The organism is Caulobacter soli, assembly GCF_011045195.1.
Classification (GTDB): Bacteria; Pseudomonadota; Alphaproteobacteria; order Caulobacterales; family Caulobacteraceae; genus Caulobacter; species Caulobacter soli.
Map to the genome: position 1 here is coordinate 3,572,349 of NZ_CP049199.1, position 17,373 is coordinate 3,589,721.

A 17,373-nucleotide genomic window follows, 5' to 3' on the forward strand; every position below is an offset into this window, starting at 1 on the left:
CCTAGACCTGCAGGCTGAAGGCGGGCGCGAACCCGCAAGCGCCGTCGCAGCACGAGGCCCGCGCGTTGGCCAGGAAGTCGGGCTCGTGCCACCAGTATTCGGGCGAGGCGTCGCAGACGAAGCGGCGTCCGCCCAGGGCTGCATGTTGGGCGTGGCCAGCGAACGGACCGATCAGGTCGGCGACCGAATAGACCTCGCCGTGCTTGATCACCTGGGTCACCTTGGCGGCGTCCTCGATCCGGGCCAGCGGATCGCCGTCGACCAGCACCAGGTCGGCGTAGTTTCCCGTCGCGATCGATCCCAGCGGCTCGTCCAGATACTCGCCCGAAGCGCTGGTGGCGGTGACCAGGGCCTCGTACGGCGTCATGCCGTAGCGGACCATGGCCCGCAGGTTCATGTGCAGGCTGACGGCGTTGAAGTCGATCGGCGAGTCCGTGCCGGAGGTGATCCGGCCGCCCGCCCTAACGGTACGGACCAGCTCGGCGACGTTGCGCTCCAGCGAGGCCAGGATCGGCGTGCGATCCATGGCCGCCATCTGCTTGGCGCGTTCCAGCAGCCGGGCGTATTCCCACGGCGGATACAGCGCCTGGATGCGTGGATCGTCGACCAGCGAGCGGTCCTCGCCCAGCAGGGCCGTCGAGGTGAACAGGGTCGGCGTGCGCGCCGCCTTGCTGGCCACGAAGGCGACGTTGACGTCCTGATAGATGTTGCCCAGCGCGCTGACCGTGCGCGAATAGCCGGTGCGGCTGGTCGCGCCCAGGTGCTCCATGCCGTCCATGCCCAGCGCCAGGGCCGGATAGTGGTAGTGCGAGGTCAGCGGCAGGCCCTTGGCGTGGGCCCAGGCGATGACCTCCTTCTGGCGCTCGCCCGACAGGCGGACATAGGTCTTGATCAGGTCGTAGGACAGCGCCTCGGCCCGCTTCATCTCCAGCGCCATCTGGCCCGGCTCGGTGACCGGCCGCATGAAGTTGTAGAAGATCCGCGAGCCGTCGATCGCCTCGCCGGTGGCGTAGTACCGCGGGCCGATCCGCCTGCCGGACTCGATCGCCTCCTGGTCCTCGACCGTGTGATAGGCCGGACCGCCGGGCGAGCGGGTGGTGGTCACCCCCAGCGACAGCCACAGCCGCCCTTCCCGGTCGCCATAGCCGTAGCCCTGCATCTGGCGATGGGTGTGCATGTCGATCAGGCCGGGCATCACCGTACCGGTCGGCGCGTCGATGACCTTCACGTCGCTCGCCACCTCGCCGCGCGGGGCGACGCCGGCGATGCGGCCGTCGGAGATCAGGACATCGACATTCTCGCGCAGGGTCGGCGACTTGCCGTCCCACAGGCGGGCGGCGCGGACCACCATCCGTCCCTTGGGCCGGACATTGGCCCAGGTCAGGCCGTGCGGCACGAACCTGGGCGCGCCGCCGGCGGCCGAGATCAGCTTCAGCTGACCGGCGGAGATGTAGATCAGGCTCTTGCCGTCGCCGCTCCAGCCGACGGCGTCGGTGACCTCGTCGTTCAGCGGCCTGGGCGGGCCCAGCAACTTGCCGGTCTCGTCCACCGACGACAGGTGCAGGCGGCTGGCGAACACGTAGGCCAACGACTTGCCGTCCGGCGACCAGACCGGGCCGTCGTCGCCGCGCGTGCCCAGCGAGCGGTCGGGCAGGATCGGGGCGTAGGTCCCCTTGCCGCTGGCCACGTCGACGGTCAGGATCTCGCTGAGCCCTTCGCGGAAGCGGGCCGAATAGGGCTTGAAGGCAGCGTAGGCGATGGTCTTGTCGCCCGGTCCCCAGGTGGGCTTGCCCGGCTCCCAGAGGTCGCCATAGAGGCGGCGGGTTTCGCCAGTCGCCGCGTCGGCTGTGAACAGCCCGCCGTTCTGGCTGAGGAAGGCGATCGACTTGCCGTCGCGCGACCAGGCGCTCGACACCGCCGCCCCGTCGAAATGGGTCAGCTGCCGGCTCGCGCCGCTGGCCATGTCGCGCAGCCAGATGTCCAGCGACCCGCCCTTGTCGGTCGAATAGGCCAAGGTCTTGCCGTCTGGCGACCAGGCCGGGTCGACCTTGCTGAAGGCGTCCTTCGTCAGAGCCTTGGCTGGACCGCCGCCGAGGTCGAGGAGGTAGAGGTCGTTGAGCGCTCGGAACGCCACCTGGCGGCCGTCGGGCGACAGGGCCGGACTGCCGATCCCGATGACAGGTCGGGTCTTGGCCGACAGGAAGTCGCGGCTCTTCTTGGTGTAGCGTGGCGTACGCACCGGAACCTGGGCGGTGAAGGCCACGACCGTGGTCGCCCCGTCCGCCGCCCGGCGCTTGATCTGGCCGTCGGCGGTGTAGAGGAACGCGCCCGACGCAAGCCACGAGGCGCGGAACGGGAAGACGTCCTGGCCCTGCACCACCACGCCGGCGGCGTTGCGCAGCTCGGCCTTGCCGTTCTCGATGGCGGTGAAGACCACGTCCTGGCCGTCCAGCGTGAAGGCCGGGCTGGACAGCGAGGCGGCGTTGAACCGGTCGGCCGAGGCCTTGACCTTGGCCACCGTCCGTCGCGTCCCGTCCAGGCCCTGGACGTCGATGCGGACCTTGTCGACCGTGAAGGCGATGGCCTTGCCGTCCGGCGACCAGGACGGTTCGAACTCGTCGGTCGGTCCCGAACTGAAGGCGGCGATCTCACCATTGGCGACATTCAGCAGGTGGACGCCGTAGCGCCCGCCGCGATCGGACGAGAAGGCGATCGTCTTGCCGTCCGGCGACCAGCGCGGCTCGCGGCAGTCGAAGGCGCCCTTGGTCAACTGCTTCAGCCCCGCCCCGTCGGCGCCGATCGTCCAGACGTGGAAATTGCCGTCGCGATAGGACTGGAAGGCGATGGTCTTGCCGTCCGGCGACCAGTCGGGCTGGGCGATCTCGAAGAGCTCTTCGGTCAGCCGCCGGGCCGGGCCGCCTTCGATCGGGATCAGCCACAGCATGGCGTAGACGTCGAAGGCCACGGTCTTGCCGTCGGGCGAGACGACCGCGCAGATGTTTGTGCCCTCGGTCGCGGTGACCATGCGGGTGTCGGCGGCCAGCGGCTGGTCGGCCGCCTGCGCTCCAGGCGGCATCAGGGAGGCGACGCCCGAGGCGGCGATCACCCCGCCGCCGATCGAGAAAAGCCGGCGGCGGCTGACGCCGCGCGAGGAACTCTTGGTCATCGTGAACTCCAGGGGAGGACCGGCCCGGGACGCGCCCGGGCCGGCGGCAGGCCTAGAACCGGGCGGCGACGCGGGCGTAGTAGAAGCCGCCGCTGATCCCGTACGGGGAGTACTGGTTGTAGTAGGCGAAGGCGGGCGTGCCGCGGTTGGCGGCGCGAACGCTGTCGGGATAGGCGTCCAGCAGGTTGTTGGCTCCGACGCTGACGGTGATGTTCTCGGTCGCCGCGTAGCTCAGATCCAGGTCGACGATCAGCTTGGGGCTGACGACCTCGTCGTTGGCCGGCAGGGTGCTGCGCTGGATGACCTCGCCGTAGCGGGTCAGGCGCAGGTTGGTGTCGAACTTCCCGAGGGTCCAGTCCGCGCCCAGGATGAACTTGTCCTTGGGCGTGCCCACCGTCAGGTCGCCGATCTTGACCCGGTCGATATAGACGATGCCGGCCGCGGCCAGGGCCGCCGGCGGCTGGACCACCCGGGTGAACTCGTTCTTGGTGTGGTTGGCCGAGAGGGTCCAGCGCACCGAGCCGAAGTCGCCGATGTCGGTGCGATAGTCGACCACGAAGTCGACGCCGCGCGTCTTGGTGTCGGCGAAGTTGCCGTAATAGAACGCCGCCTGCTGCGGGTTCAGACCCTGGCTGGCCAGGGCGTTGCTGACCGCCGCGTTGGGCCCCAGCGTGCCGCTCTGCAGGATGCGGTTGTCGATCTTGATCTGATAGACGTCCAGCGTGACGTTCATCCGCGAGATCGGCTGGGCCACCAGGCCGACCGAATAGTTGACCGACTTCTCGGGACGCAGCGGCTTGGCGCCCAGGGCGATGGCGGCGGGGTTGTCCGGCGGTAGCAGTTGCACCGGATAGAGCTGGGTGGTCGTGGCCGGCGGCACGATCACGCCGATGGTGCTGGACGAGGCGTAGTGCTGCTGCTGCAGCGACGGCGCCCGGAAGCCCGTGCTGGCCGTGCCCCGGATCGCCAGCCGGGGCAGGATCGCGTAGCGGCTGGACAGCTTGAAGGTCTTGGCGTTGCCGAAGTCCGAATAGTGCTCGAAGCGGCCGGCCAGGGCGAACTCCAGCTTGTCGGTCACCTTCTGCTCGACGTTCAGATAGGCCGAGACGTTGTCGCGCGAGAACGCGCCGGCCGAGAACGGCGGGAAGCCCGTCACGCCCTGGGAGCCGCCGGCGAAGACGACGCCCGCCTGGGGGCTGCCGGCCGGGGCGACATAACCGCCGTTGACGTAGGACGCCGGCTCGCCCGCCACGATCTCGAACTTGTCGTCGCGATATTCCAGGCCGCCCGCCACGAACATCGGCGCGGCGAACAGGCCGGTGTCGACCTCGCGCGTCAGGTCCAGGTTGCTGGTCCATTCCTGGAAGTTCAGGGCGCCGATGTAGAAGTAGGTCGGGCTGGCCGGGCCGAGGGAGGCGTTCAGCGAGTTCTCATAGTAGTCGACGGCGTCGCGGCTGAAGGTCGAGGACAGGTCCCAGTCGAAGCCCAGCAGGTTCGAGCCCTTGGCGCCGACGGCCACCTGGAAGTCGCGATCCTTCAGGAACAGGCGCGGCGTATAGCCGTCGGGATTGACCGCCGTGATGTTGTTGCTGGCGTTGGGGTTGCGATAGGTCAGCCAGGCGGCGGTGTTGCGGCTGGAGAAGGTGCCGAACGAATAGAGGTCGATGTCGTCGGTGATCGGCGAGCCGGCGCTGTAGCCCAGCGAGAACAGCTGAACCTGGGGCGAACCCGGATGGCTGGTGTGGCGATTGGCCGTGGCCTCGCGCGGATCCGGGGTCGAGCCCGCCGTGCCCACCCTCACCGGCTGTCCCAGGGCGTTGCGCGGGAAGTACATCTGGGTGGTGTTGGGCGTCAGGTCGCCCCGATCGGTCGGATCGGTGATGCGCACGTCGCCGGTCAGGTTCAGATAGCCGGACTCGCCCAGCTTCAGGCCGATATTGCCGGAGAACTGGCCGGTCTCGCCGTCGCCCTCGGCGGTCTTGCCGTAGAGGGCGCTCATCGAGCCGCCTTCCGGGCTCTTCTTGAGGATGACGTTGATCACGCCGGCCAGGGCGTCCGAGCCGTACTGGGCCGAGGCGCCGTCGCGCAGCACCTCGATGCGCTCGATCGCGGCCGACGGGATCAGGTCCAGGTCAGGCGGCGACTGGCCGTTCTGGGTGGTGCCGTTGACGAACAGGATGGCGGTGTTGTGCCGACGCTTGCCGTCGACCAGCACCAGGGTCTGGTCGGCCGACAGGCCGCGCAGCGACACGGTCTTGATCGCGAAGCTGGCGCCCGCGCCGCTGTTGGAGGTGTTGGCCGACGGCACCAGGCTCGAGATCAGGTCGCGCGTCGACTGCTTGCCGCTCTTGGTCAGTTCGGCGGCCGAGATCACGTCGATCGGCGCCATGCTCTCGGTGACCGTGCGCGAGGTCGAGCGCGTGCCGGTGACGATCAGCTCCTCCATCACGCTGGGCTCTTCAGGCTTCGGCGGCGACGGTGGCGGGGCGGGCTCGGGCGCAGCGGCCAGCGCGCCGCCGCCGCCCGACCATCCCGTCCGGATAAGACCGGTGCGCGGCGGGGCCAGGATGATGGTCTTGCCGTCGTTGGAGACGACTGTCAGGCCGGTGCCGGCCAGCAGCTGTTCAAGAGCGCGATCGACCGGCAGGGCCCCGCGCACCGGCGCGGTGCGACGGCCCTGGGCGGCGTCGGACTGGACCAGGATCTGCACGCCGGCCTGCCGGGCGAACTGGCGGATGCCCGCCGCCGCCGGCTGGGCGTCGATCTTGAAAGGCATGGCCTGGGCCAGGGCGGTGCTCGTGCTCAACGCCAGAACGGCCGAGGCCGCGCAGAGCAGCCTCCGCCGGGCGGAACGGTTCGTCCAATCACGCATCGACAATCCCCCATCGTACCGAGGCGCGCCAGACGCGGCCTCATGACAGGACGAGGCGCCGGAGCCGATTTTCCGGCGGGCGGACCTCGGATTGGTCCGCTCACGGCTCAACACGCCCGCTTTTGCGCCAGCTTCGACGCCCGGCGCCCGTTTCGCATGCGTGTCGGCAGGACTGTTCGCCGCGACGGAAGTCTTTTCCGTCGAGAACCAACTTGTAGGAACTTTCATGAACACCCCCATCTGAAAGATGGAGGAGAATAGGTCGACGCAATCGACCTATATTGAGTCAATATACATAAGATCGAAGTAAGTTTTACTCATATCGCGATCATGAATGAGAACCATTAAATCAAGTCATGATCAGCGCGGGAAATATATGCTCAGGAAATATGAGCGCGACTGATCCGGATGGTGCGCTCATCATCACTGATGGCGGCCCCGAGCGTCGCGGCGACCGCCGCGGCGAAACTTTCGGGCTCATTGGTCTGGAAAAGACCGACGAAACGTTCCTGGGCCAGCGTCGGATCGTCGATCACGATCTGACGGCTGTTGTAGCGGTTGAACAGGCGCGCCGCCTGGTCGAGGCTCTCGCCGTCCAGGGCGATCTCGCCGTTGCGCCAGGCCAGGCTGCGCTCGATCTCGGACGGCGATTCCGCCACGGTGGGCGAGACGGCGCTGGCCAGAATGATGCGGCTGCCGGCCGACAACCGCCGCCGGGGCGCGCTGTCGCCCTCGATCCAGGTCTCGACCACGCCCTCGGTGACCATCACGTCGACGCCAGCGCCGGCTTCCTCGCCACGCCGCACCGAGAAGGCCGTGCCCACCGCGCGCACCCGGACCGATCCCGCCGCCACGACGAACGGGCGCTCCGGGTCCTTGGCGACCTGGAACCAGGCTTCGCCTTCCTTCAGAACGATGTGCCGCGACCGGGGCTTCATAGCCACCTCGAGCGCGGTCTTGGTGTTGATCGCCACCAGCGAACCGTCGGCCAGCGGCACACGGCGGATCTCGCCCAGGCGCGTGTCCAGTCGCTGCGGCCGCGCGGTCCATAGCCCGACCCCACCGACCAGCGCCGCGGCGGCCGCGCCGGTGGCTCCGGCGATCAGCGCGCGGCGGCTGGGACGCGAGGCGGTGACGACGGGTTCACCGTTGGCCAGGGCCCGGCCCCGATCCAGGAAGCTGATCGCCGCCTGGGCGCGCAGCAACGCCCCCGCCCGGCGCGCGTCCGCGTTCAGCCAGGCTTGCAGTTCGGGATCGCGCTCGACGTCCAGTCCACGCGCGTCGACGCGGGCGGCCCAGTCGGCCGCCTCGTCGTCAATCTCGCTTGCGGACTGATTGGAGCTCATGAGCCTTGCCGACTGTCGGTTGATCCTGCGCCGTTGCTTCCGATAAGGCCCGCAGGATTAAACGCAAGCCCCGCGCCGATTGCATTTCCACGACATTCTCGGTCACCCCCAGCCGCGTGGCGGTCTCCCTCTGGGAGAGGCCGTGGATCCGGCGAAGGGTGAAGATCTGTCGGCACCGCTCGGGCAATCCTTCGATCAGTTTCTGCACTCGCCCCAGTTCGCGACGGCCCGCGACCACGCGTTCGGGAGAAGGCTCATCATCTACGACGTTCAGCGCGTCGATTTCCGTGACGCAATCGATACGAACGATGCGCGAGCGGCGAATTTTCTCGATAGCGATGTTGCGCGCCATCCGGAAGAAGTAGGCGCGGCCGTTGACGATGTGGGCGATGCTGTCCAGGCCGGCCAGGCGGCAATAGGTCTCCTGGATGACGTCGTCGATGTCGGCGCCGCCGCTGCCCGACCGGCGCAGCCAAGCGCGCACGTCGGCCTCGTGCGGCAGTATCTGGCCGCCGACGAAGGCGACGATCTCGGCGCGGCTCTGTTTCAACGGACCCTCGAGGACGACCATCCAGGCGGCCGGACGTTCCGACCCGCATGGCCAGCCAAGCAACACCGTGCCAGCACATTCGGCCGCTGTTCGCGCCTTGGCGCCGCCGCACGATGCAGAACCGGACCTCGGGCGCCTTCTGGTCGTCACTACACCGCGCTCAACACGAGGATCACGGACCTTGATCGGGCTGGCGCCGGGCGGCTATTCTGCCTTGAGCCTCGAACTGACGAGGGGCTCGCGCGCTCGGCCGGCGCGGCTCGATCCATCGAGCGCCCGGCGTCTCGGGATCCAGATGCCGAAAATCCTGGCGATAGAAGACGACCCCACCACCGCGCGCGAGATCGTCACCGAACTGGAACAGCACGGCTTCGAGGTCGAGTGGGTCGCCGACGGACGCGACGGGCTGGTGCGCGCCGTCAGCGGCGACTTCGACGCCATCACCCTGGACCGCATGCTGCCGCGCCTGGATGGCCTGGCCATCGTCACGGTGCTGCGCAAGACCGGCATCGAGATCCCGGTGCTGATGATCAGCGCCCTCAGCGACGTCGACGAACGGGTCCGGGGCCTGCGGGCCGGCGGCGACGACTACATGACCAAGCCCTTCGCCTCCGAGGAGCTGGCCGCCCGGCTGGAGGTGTTGCTGCGTCGACGCTCGGCCGCGCCGCGCCAGACCGCCCTGAGCGTCGCCGACCTGGAGATCGACCTGATGACCCGCGCCGTGCGGCGCGGCGGGATCGAGATCCGGCTGATGCCGACCGAGTACAAGCTGCTGGAGTTCATGGTCCGCAACGCCGAGCAGGTGCTGACCCGGACGATGATCTTCGAGGCCATCTGGGGCTATCACTTCGATCCGGGCACCAACCTGATCGACGTGCATCTGGGCCGGCTGCGCCGCAAGGTCGACAAGCCCGGCCTGCCGCCGCTGCTGCACACCATCCGCGGCTCCGGCTACGCGATCCAGGCGCCGCGATGAAGCGGCGCGTGGGCGAGCTGTGGCGCACGACGCCCTTCCGGCTGACCCTGCTGAACGGCGCGGTCTTCGCCCTGGCGGTCGTGGCCCTGCTGGGCATGATCTACTGGCGCACCGCCGGCTACATGTCGCGCCAGCTGGACGCCATCATCGTCGCCGAGGCCCGGGTGCTGACCAGCGGCGAGCCGCGAGACCTGCCCCAGCGGGTGAACGCCCTGGTCGCCGCCGACAGCCGGGCGGTGTCGTTCTACGGCCTGTTCGCCGCCGACGGCGCGCCGATCGCCGGCAATGTGCGTCACCTGCCGCCCAGCCCAGTGCTCGACGCCGCCCCGCACGACCTGCAGGAGGCGGGCTTCCAGCCGGGCGCCCGGGCCCTGATCGAGCGGCTGCCGTCGGGCCAGATCCTGCTGGTCGCCCACGACGCCAAGGTGCTGAGCGGGCTGCGCGAGATCATCGTCAACGCCCTGGCGGTCAGCGGCGCCGTGATGCTGCTGCTGGGCCTGGGCGCGGCCGCTCTGCTCAGCCTGGCGCCGCTGCGCCGCATCGATCGCCTGCGGGCCGCCAGCCGCGCGGCCCTGAAAGGCAAGCTGGGCGTGCGGCTGCCCGTGTCACCCCGCCGCGACGAGATCGACATGCTGGCGGGCCTGGCCAACGCCATGATGGACGAGACCGAGCGCCTGCTGTGGGAGGTCAAGAGCGTCGGCGACAACGTCGCCCACGACCTGCGAACGCCGCTCAACCGCCTGCGCGCCCTGCTCTATCGGGTCAGCCAGGAAACGCGGCTGGAGGGCGGCGACCGCCAGATGATCGAGCAGGCGCTGGACGAGACCGACGCCCTGCTGGTCCGTTTCCGCGCCCTCCTGCGCATCGGCGAGATCGAGCGCCGCGACCGCCAGGCCTGTTTCGAGCTGGTTCATCTGGAAAATGTGCTGGAGCATGTTCTGGAACTGCACGATCCGCTGGCCGAAGACCTGGAGATCGCCCTGGACCGCGAGTTCGCCCCCAGCGCTCCGCCGGTCTCGGCCGATCCGGCCCTGCTGTTCGAGGCCGTCAGCAACCTGGTCGACAACGCCCTGAAGTTCACCCCCAAGGGCGGCCGCGTGCGCGTGCGGTTGCTGGTCTGCGACAAGGGTCCGCGTATCGAAGTGGCCGACAACGGACCGGGCGTGGCGGAAGGCGAGCGCGACGCGGTGCTCCAGCGCTTCTACCGCTCGCAGCGGACCCGCACCGAGCCGGGCTCGGGCCTGGGCTTGAGCATCGTCACCGCCATCGCCCGCCTGCACCATTTCGACCTGTCCCTGGCCGACGCCAAGCCCGGCCTGCGGGTGGCGCTGGACTGCTGGCCGCGCGGCCTGGAGGCCTGAAGGTGCGGCTGCTGCACGTGCTCCGACGGCCCGGCGAGGCCTATCTGGCCCAGGCCCTGATCGAGGCCGGTCACGTGGTGGAAATGGCGTCCGACATCGGCGAGGCGCTGCTGGTCGCGCCGGCCGGCGCCTTCGACGGCGTGCTGGTCGAGGTCGCCGACCTGACCCAGGTCCCGATCGCTCGCCTGGTCGAGGCGGTGGAAGGCGGCGTCCTGGTGATCATCGCCGATCACGCCGAGCCGGCCGACCGCACCCGCGCCCTGCGGGCCGGCGCCGACGCCTGCTTCACGCGGCCGGTGCATTTCATGGAGCTGCAGGCCCGGCTCGCGGCCCTGGTCCGCCTCGCCCCGAGCCCCGCCGCCGACAGCCCCTTCCGACTCGACTCGGCCACCCGCGTGGCCCGCTTCGCCGACCGCGAGCTGACCCTGCCGGCCAGCGAGTTCCGGCTGCTGGACTATATGTCGCGCCATGCCGGCGAAGTGATCAGCGCCGCCCAGATCCTGGAACAGGTGTGGGGCGAGACCGGCGATCCCAAGCCGGAACTGGTGCGCACGCTGGTGGCGCGGCTGCGCGCGCGGCTGGTCGAGACCTTCGATCAGCCGTTCCTCGTCACCCTGCGCGGCCACGGCTATCGGCTGGACGCCAACATGACAGGATTTTCATCCGGCTGACACGGCGCTGTTAGGCGGCGGGGCGCATCAGGCGCCCTGCGCAGCTTTCGTATTTGCGCTGGTCCCGCGCGTCGACGCCACCCCCCGGAATCGCGCGCGGGACTTTCACCTGCAATCTGGAGCAGGCCGGTTTGAACGCGCTCGTCCGTATCGCCCTTTCGCGCCCTTACACCTTCATCGTGATGGCGCTGCTGATCGTCATCTTCGGCGTGCTGGCGGCCTTGGGAACCCCCACCGACATCTTCCCCGAGATCCGCGTGCCGGTGATCGGCGTGGCCTGGAACTATACCGGCCTGTCGCCCTCGGAAATGTCCGGCCGGATCGTCACGCCTTACGAGCGGGTGCTGAGCACCACGGTCAACGACATCGACCACATCGAGAGCCAGTCCCTGCCCGGCATCGGGGTGGTGAAGATCTACTTCCAGCCCGGCGTCGACATCCGCACGGCCACCGCCCAGGTGACCTCGATCTCGCAGACGGCGGTGCGCCAGATGCCGGCCGGCACCACCCCGCCGCTGATCATCAACTACAGCGCCGCCACCGTGCCGATCCTGCAGCTGGCCCAGTCGGCCAAGTCGCAGTCGGAACAGAAGCTGTTCGACCTTAGCCAGACGATCATCCGTCCAGGCCTGATCAGCGTGCCCGGCGCGGCCATCCCCTATCCGTACGGTGGCAAGGTGCGCCAGATCCAGATCGACCTGGACCCCGCCGCCCTGCAATCAAAGAACCTGTCGGCCCAGGACGTCTCCAACGCCATCGCCGCCCAGAACCAGATCCTGCCGGCCGGCACGGTCAAGATCGGCACGTTCCAGTACAATGTGCGTCTCAACGACTCCGCCGAGACGATCGAGGAACTGAACAACCTGCCGATCAAGACGGTCGACGGCGCGACGATCTACATCCACGACGTCGGCCAGGTGCGCGACGGCTCCTCGCCCCAGACCAACGTGGTGCACGTGGACGGCTCGCGCGCGGTGCTGTCGACGATCCTGAAGAACGGCTCGGCCTCGACCCTGGCCATCGTCCAGGGGGTCAAGGACCGCCTGCCAGCCTTGCAGGAAACCCTGCCCGACGACTTCAAGATCACCCCGCTGAACGACCAGTCGGTGTTCGTGAAGGGCGCCATCAACGGCGTCATCAAGGAAGGCGTGATCGCCGCGGCCCTGACCAGCGTCATGATCCTGCTGTTCCTGGGCAGCTGGCGCTCGACCGTGATCATCGCGATCTCGATCCCGCTGGCGGTGCTGTCGGCCATCGCCGCCCTGTCGGCCCTTCACCAGACGCTGAACATCATGACCCTGGGCGGTCTGTCCCTGGCCGTCGGCATCCTGGTCGACGACGCCACGGTGACCATCGAGAACATCAACTGGCACCTGGAACACGGCAAGGGCGTGCGCGAGGCCATTCTCGACGGCGCCCAGCAGATCGTGGTCCCGGCCTTCGTCTCCCTGCTGTGCATCTGCATCGTCTTCGTGCCGATGTTCATGCTCAAGGGCGTGGCCGGCTTCCTGTTCGTGCCGATGGCCGAGGCCGTGGTCTTCGCGATGATCGCCTCGTTCATCCTGTCGCGGACCCTGGTCCCGACCCTGGCGATGTATCTGCTGAAGCCCCACGATCCCGAGCGCCTGGGTTCCGAGCACGCCACCGAGCACGGCCACGCCGCCGCCCCGTCGCGCAATCCGCTGGTCCGCTTCCAGCGGGGCTTCGAGACCCAGTTCGGCAAGCTTCGCGAAGGCTATCGCAACCTGCTGGTCATGGCCCTGGGCAGCACCCGGGTGTTCATCATCGGCTTCATGGCCGTGGTGCTGATCTCGTTCGCCCTCGTGCCGTTCCTGGGCAGCAACTTCTTCCCGTCGGTGGACTCCGGCCAGATCACCCTGCACGTCCGCGCCCCGGTCGGCACGCGACTGGAGGACGCCTCGCTGCTGTTCGGCCAGGTCGAGCGCACGATCCGTCAGAACATCCCGGCCGACGAGCTGGTGTCGGTGGTCGACAACATCGGCATCCCCAACAGCTCGATCAACATGGTCTACAGCAACTCCGGCGTGATCGGGCCACAGGACGGCGACATCTTCGTCGCCCTCAAGGCCGAGCACCATCCGACGGCGGCCTATGTGAAGACCCTGCGCGAGGTTCTGCCCCGCCAGTTCCCCGGCTCGACCTTCTCGTTCCTGCCCGCCGACATCATCAGCCAAATCCTCAACTTCGGCGCGCCCGCCCCGATCGACCTGCAGGTCGCCGGCCCCAACGCCGCCGCCAACCGCGCCTACGCCGCCAAGATCCTGACACGGCTGAAGGCGATCCGGGGCCTGGCCGACATCCGCATGCAGCAGCCGGCCGGCGCGCCGCAGCTGCGGGTCGACGTCGACCGCTCGCGCATCGCCCAACTGGGCCTGACCGAGCGCGACGTCACCAACAGCATGGTCACCTCGCTGGCCGGCAGCTCGCAGGTCGCGCCGACCTTCTGGCTGAACCCCAAGAACGGCGTGTCCTACCCAATCGTCGCCCAGGTTCCGGAGTACCGCGTCAACGCGATGTCGGGGCTGGAAGGCCTGCCGATCACCGCGGCCGGCGCCAACAAGGGCGCCCAGATCCTGGGTGGTCTCAGCACGATCAGCCGCGACAGCGCCCCGGCCGTGGTCAGCCACTACGACATCCAGCCGGTGCTCGACATCTACGCCACGCCGCAGGGCCGCGACCTGGGGGCGGTGACCGCCGACATCAACAAGGTCATCAAGGACATGGCCAAGGAGCGTCCCAAGGGCGCGACCGTGACCCTGCGCGGCCAGATGGTGACGATGAACACCGCCTTCTCCGGCCTGGGTTTCGGCCTGATCGCGGCGATCGTGCTGATCTACCTGCTGATCGTCGTGAACTTCCAGTCGTGGCTGGACCCGTTCGTGATCATCACCGCCCTGCCCGCCGCCCTGGCCGGCATCGTCTGGATGCTGTTCGCCACCGGCACCACCCTGTCGGTGCCCGCCCTGACCGGCGCGATCATGTGCATGGGTGTGGCCACCGCCAACTCGATCCTGGTGGTCAGCTTCGCCCGCGAACGGCTGGAGGCCACCGGCGACGCCCTGCAGGCCGCCGTCGAGGCCGGCTTCACCCGCTTCCGCCCCGTGCTGATGACGGCTCTGGCCATGATCATCGGCATGGGTCCCATGGCGCTCGGCCTGGGCGAAGGCGGCGAGCAGAACGCGCCGCTGGGCCGCGCCGTGATCGGCGGCCTGATCTTCGCCACCCTGGCCACCCTGATGTTCGTCCCCGTCGTCTTCCGCCTCGTGCACGGCCACCGCGTCGCCGAGCCCGTCGCCCCCGCCCCTTCCGCCGGCGGACCGCTTACCGGAGAACCCGTCCATGCCTGAGCCCATCGACGCTCTGCGCCACACCCCGCCCCGCCACCTGAAGGCGGTCGCCGTCGGCGCCGTCTGCGTGGCCGCTCTGGTGGTCGCCACCGGCATCTTCGCCCGCGTCAACGCCGACGCCTCGCTGAAGACCTGGACCCATGACCAGGCGATCCCGACGGTCGCCCTGGCCAAGGTCTCCGGCGGCGGCGAGCGCGACCTGGTCCTGCCCGGCGACGTCCAGGCCTTCTACAACGCTCCGATCCACGCCCGCACCAGCGGCTATCTCAAGCGCTGGTACGTCGACATCGGCTCGCCGGTGAAGGCCGGCCAACTGCTGGCCGAGATCGACACCCCGGACCTGGACCAGCAGGTGCTGCAGGCCCGGGCCAACCTGGCCACGGCCCAGGCCAACCAGCGCCTGTCGGCCACCACGGCCAAGCGCTGGGAAGGCCTGGTCGCCCAGGACGCCGTCTCCCGCCAGGAGGCCGACGAAAAGGCCGGCGACCTGGCCGCCCGCAGCTCGGCAGTCAACGCCGCGATCGCCGATCTCAACCGCCTGCTGGCCCAGCAGTCGTTCAAGCGCATCGTCGCCCCGTTCGACGGCGTGGTGACCTCGCGCAACACCGACATCGGCGCCCTGATCTCGGTGGGCGGCGCGGCCGACACCGCACTCTTCACCGTCGCCGACCAGCATCGCCTGCGCATCTATGTCAGCGTACCGCAGAGCTATTCGGCCCTGATCAAGCACGGCCAGCCGGCCAAGCTGAGCGTGCCGGAATATCCAGGCCAGACCTTCACCGCCTCGGTGGTCAACGACGCCCAGTCGGTCGGCGCCAACGGCGCCCTGCTGGTCGAGCTGCAGCTGGACAACGCCCAGGGCAAGCTGAAGCCCGGTTCCTACGCCCAGGTCACCTTCGGCCTGGCCTCGGCCACGACCACCACCCAGGCCCCCGCCACCGCCGTGCTGTTCCGCCACGACGGCCCGATGGTCGCCGTGGTCGGTCCGGACAACCGCGTGAAGATCCGGCCGATCACCATCGTCCGCGACCTGGGAACCGAGGTCGAGGTCGGCGCTGGGATCGGTCCGAGCGACAAGGTCATCGACAACCCGCCCGAGGCCCTGGTCGACGGCGACACGGTCAAGATCGCGGCCCCCGCCAAGGGAGCGCCCCATGCGCAGGGCTAGGCTGCTCGCCGCGGTCGGCCTGACCGCGATGCTGGGCGCCTGCTCGATGGCCCCGGCCTACGCCCCGCCGACGGTCGCCGTCGCGCCCGCCTTCAAGGAGACGGGTCCCTGGACCCCGGCCGCGCCGGAAACCGAGGCGCAAGCCCGCGGCGACTGGTGGACGGTCTATGGCGATCCGACGCTGAACGACCTGGAGGCCCGCGCCGCCAAGGCCAATCCCAGCTTGGCCGCCGCGGCCGCCGCCTACGATCAGGCCACCGCCCTGGCCAACCAGGCGCGCGGCGGCTTGCTGCCGTCGATCGACGGCTCGGCCACGGCGATCCGCCAGCGACGCTCCGACAACGCCCCGCTGCGCAGCGGCGGTCCGGACGAGTACTCGACCCGCCAGGTCGGGGTGACCGCCTCCTACGAGCTGGACCTGTGGGGCCGGGTGCGCAACCTGGTGGCCGCCAGCGGCGCCCAGGCCCAGGCCAGCGCCGCCGACCTGGAGTCGGTGCGCCTGTCGCTGCAGGCCGAACTCGCCGACGACTACCTGACCCTGCGCGGCCTGGACGCCCAGGAGAAGCTGCTGGTCGACACGGCCGCCGCCTATGACCGCGCCCTGCAGCTGACCCAGATCCGCCACGACGGCGGCGCGGCCACGGGACTGGACGTCGGCCGGGCCCAGACCCAGCTGTCGACCGCCAAGGCCCAGATCAGCGACATCGCCGCCCAGCGCGCCCTCTACGAGCACGCCATCGCCGCCCTGGTCGGCGAGAGCGCGTCCAGCTTCAACCTGCCGCCGGCCCAGATCACCTTCACCCAGCCGCGCGTGCCGGTGGCCGTGCCCTCGGTGCTGCTGCAGCGCCGGCCCGACATCGCCGCCGCCGAACGCCGCGCCGCCGCCGCCAACGCCCAGATCGGCGTGGCCCAAGCCGCCCGCTTCCCGGCCCTGACCCTGGGCGGCTCGGCCGGCTGGCAATCGGCCGGCGGGGTGGACCTGCTGACCTCGCCCAACGCCTTCTGGATGATCGCCCCGCAACTGGCCGGCTCGATCTTCGACGGCGGCCGCCGCAAGGCCGGGGTCGAGGCCGCGCGGGCCCAGTTCGACCAGGCCGCCGCCAGCTATCGCGGCGTGGTGCTGGGAGCCTTCCGCAATGTCGAGGACCAGCTGGCCCTGGCCAACCACCTGGCCGACGAAGCCAAGGACCAAGACGACGCGACCGAGGCCGCTAGCCGCACCGAGGCCCTGGCCATGATCCGCTACCGCCAGGGCGCGGCCAACTATCTGGAAGTGGTCACAGCCCAGACCGCCGCTCTGCAGGCCCAGCGTGCGTCGCTGATCCTGGGCACGCGCCGCCTTCAGGCTAGTGTCGACCTGACCCGGGCGCTGGGCGGCGGCAGGGGCTGAACGGCCTCGTCGCGCAGCTCGCGATAGGCGGCGACCAGCGCGGCTTGGCTGAAGGCGAGATTGCGGCCGCTGGGATTGGGCAGCACCCAGGCGACGGCGCCGCCGAAGGGTTCGACCTGGCGCCCCCAGGCCACCTCCCGGCGGCCCATCATCGCCGCATAGGCCGCCTTGCCCAGGAAGGCCACGTAACGCGGCGTCCAACGACGGACCCAGGCCTCGAACCCTCCGGCGGCGGCCACGAACTCCGACCGCGCCAGGTCGTCGACGCCGGCGGTCGGCCGCTCGACCACGCTGGTGATCCCCAGGCCGTAGGTCAGCAGGCTGGCGTCGTGCTCGGCCGCGATCTGCTCGGGGGTGAAGCCCGCCAGATGCAGGACGCGCCAGAACCGGTTGCTACGCCCGACGAAGTGATGCCCCTCCGCGGCCGCCGAGAGCCCCGGGTTCAGCCCGCAGAAGACGACGTCCAGGCCGGGCGCGACGATGTCGGGAAGAGGCTTTTCCATGG

11 protein-coding genes are annotated in these 17,373 nt (G+C 69.5%); 6 read left to right on the forward strand and 5 right to left on the reverse strand.

Annotated features, from left to right (window positions below; translation table 11 throughout):
- Position 1: 1 nt before the first annotated feature.
- The 4 genes from G3M62_RS16745 to G3M62_RS16760 form a co-directional block, all read right to left on the reverse strand.
- Positions 2 to 3,166 carry an amidohydrolase family protein gene (locus tag G3M62_RS16745; protein WP_165188946.1) on the reverse strand — a complete coding sequence of 1,055 codons (3,165 nt, stop codon included), beginning with the start codon at positions 3,164 to 3,166 and terminating at the stop codon, positions 2 to 4.
- A gap of 52 nt (positions 3,167 to 3,218) precedes the next feature.
- On the reverse strand, positions 3,219 to 6,038 hold the full coding sequence (locus G3M62_RS16750; protein WP_205691875.1) for a TonB-dependent receptor: 2,820 nt from the start codon (positions 6,036 to 6,038) through the stop codon (positions 3,219 to 3,221).
- Between the two features lie 380 nt (positions 6,039 to 6,418).
- Positions 6,419 to 7,384: a FecR family protein gene (locus tag G3M62_RS16755; protein WP_165188948.1), complete on the reverse strand. Its 966-nt coding sequence runs from the start codon at positions 7,382 to 7,384 to the stop codon at positions 6,419 to 6,421.
- Positions 7,353 to 7,934, reverse strand: coding sequence for an RNA polymerase sigma factor (locus G3M62_RS16760; RefSeq protein ID WP_165188950.1), 582 nt, complete (start codon positions 7,932 to 7,934; stop codon positions 7,353 to 7,355). Before G3M62_RS16760 ends, G3M62_RS16755 begins: the two co-directional genes overlap by 32 nt.
- Positions 7,935 to 8,229: 295 nt before the next feature.
- On the opposite strand from G3M62_RS16760, the gene G3M62_RS16765 reads away from it, so the two are divergent.
- From G3M62_RS16765 to G3M62_RS16790, 6 genes are all read left to right on the forward strand, one after another.
- On the forward strand, positions 8,230 to 8,910 hold the full coding sequence (locus G3M62_RS16765) for a response regulator transcription factor (RefSeq protein ID WP_165188952.1): 681 nt from the start codon (positions 8,230 to 8,232) through the stop codon (positions 8,908 to 8,910).
- Positions 8,907 to 10,271: a sensor histidine kinase gene (locus G3M62_RS16770; protein ID WP_165188954.1), complete on the forward strand. Its 1,365-nt coding sequence runs from the start codon at positions 8,907 to 8,909 to the stop codon at positions 10,269 to 10,271. The genes G3M62_RS16765 and G3M62_RS16770 overlap by 4 nt, the downstream gene beginning before the upstream one ends.
- Positions 10,272 to 10,273: 2 nt before the next feature.
- Positions 10,274 to 10,942: a response regulator transcription factor gene (locus tag G3M62_RS16775; protein ID WP_165188956.1), complete on the forward strand. Its 669-nt coding sequence runs from the start codon at positions 10,274 to 10,276 to the stop codon at positions 10,940 to 10,942.
- A gap of 131 nt (positions 10,943 to 11,073) precedes the next feature.
- Positions 11,074 to 14,310 (forward strand): efflux RND transporter permease subunit, encoded by a 3,237-nt coding sequence (locus G3M62_RS16780; protein WP_165188958.1) that lies wholly within the window; start codon positions 11,074 to 11,076, stop codon positions 14,308 to 14,310.
- A complete protein-coding gene (locus tag G3M62_RS16785) occupies positions 14,303 to 15,478 on the forward strand; it encodes an efflux RND transporter periplasmic adaptor subunit (RefSeq protein ID WP_165188960.1) in 1,176 nt (391 codons plus the stop codon). Before G3M62_RS16780 ends, G3M62_RS16785 begins: the two co-directional genes overlap by 8 nt.
- Positions 15,465 to 16,868, forward strand: a complete 1,404-nt coding sequence (locus G3M62_RS16790; RefSeq protein WP_165188962.1) for an efflux transporter outer membrane subunit — start codon at positions 15,465 to 15,467, stop codon at positions 16,866 to 16,868. The genes G3M62_RS16785 and G3M62_RS16790 overlap by 14 nt, the downstream gene beginning before the upstream one ends.
- Here the strand turns inward: G3M62_RS16790 and mug are convergent.
- Positions 16,820 to 17,371, reverse strand: coding sequence for a G/U mismatch-specific DNA glycosylase (gene mug, locus G3M62_RS16795; protein ID WP_165188964.1), 552 nt, complete (start codon positions 17,369 to 17,371; stop codon positions 16,820 to 16,822). The two genes, G3M62_RS16790 and mug, sit on opposite strands and share 49 nt — an antisense overlap.
- Positions 17,372 to 17,373 lie beyond the last annotated feature (2 nt).

Excerpts from the sequence above, each read along its gene's own strand:
- G3M62_RS16755 (WP_165188948.1), bottom strand. The coding sequence starts at position 7,384 with ATGAGCTCCAATCAGTCCGCAAGCGAGATTGACGACGAGGCGGCCGAC.
- G3M62_RS16785 (WP_165188960.1), top strand. The coding sequence starts at position 14,303 with ATGCCTGAGCCCATCGACGCTCTGCGCCACACCCCGCCCCGCCACCTG.
- G3M62_RS16790 (WP_165188962.1), top strand. The coding sequence starts at position 15,465 with ATGCGCAGGGCTAGGCTGCTCGCCGCGGTCGGCCTGACCGCGATGCTG.
- G3M62_RS16765 (WP_165188952.1), top strand. The coding sequence starts at position 8,230 with ATGCCGAAAATCCTGGCGATAGAAGACGACCCCACCACCGCGCGCGAG.
- mug (WP_165188964.1), bottom strand. The coding sequence starts at position 17,371 with ATGGAAAAGCCTCTTCCCGACATCGTCGCGCCCGGCCTGGACGTCGTC.
- G3M62_RS16770 (WP_165188954.1), top strand. The coding sequence starts at position 8,907 with ATGAAGCGGCGCGTGGGCGAGCTGTGGCGCACGACGCCCTTCCGGCTG.
- G3M62_RS16750 (WP_205691875.1), bottom strand. The coding sequence starts at position 6,038 with ATGCGTGATTGGACGAACCGTTCCGCCCGGCGGAGGCTGCTCTGCGCG.
- G3M62_RS16745 (WP_165188946.1), bottom strand. The coding sequence starts at position 3,166 with ATGACCAAGAGTTCCTCGCGCGGCGTCAGCCGCCGCCGGCTTTTCTCG.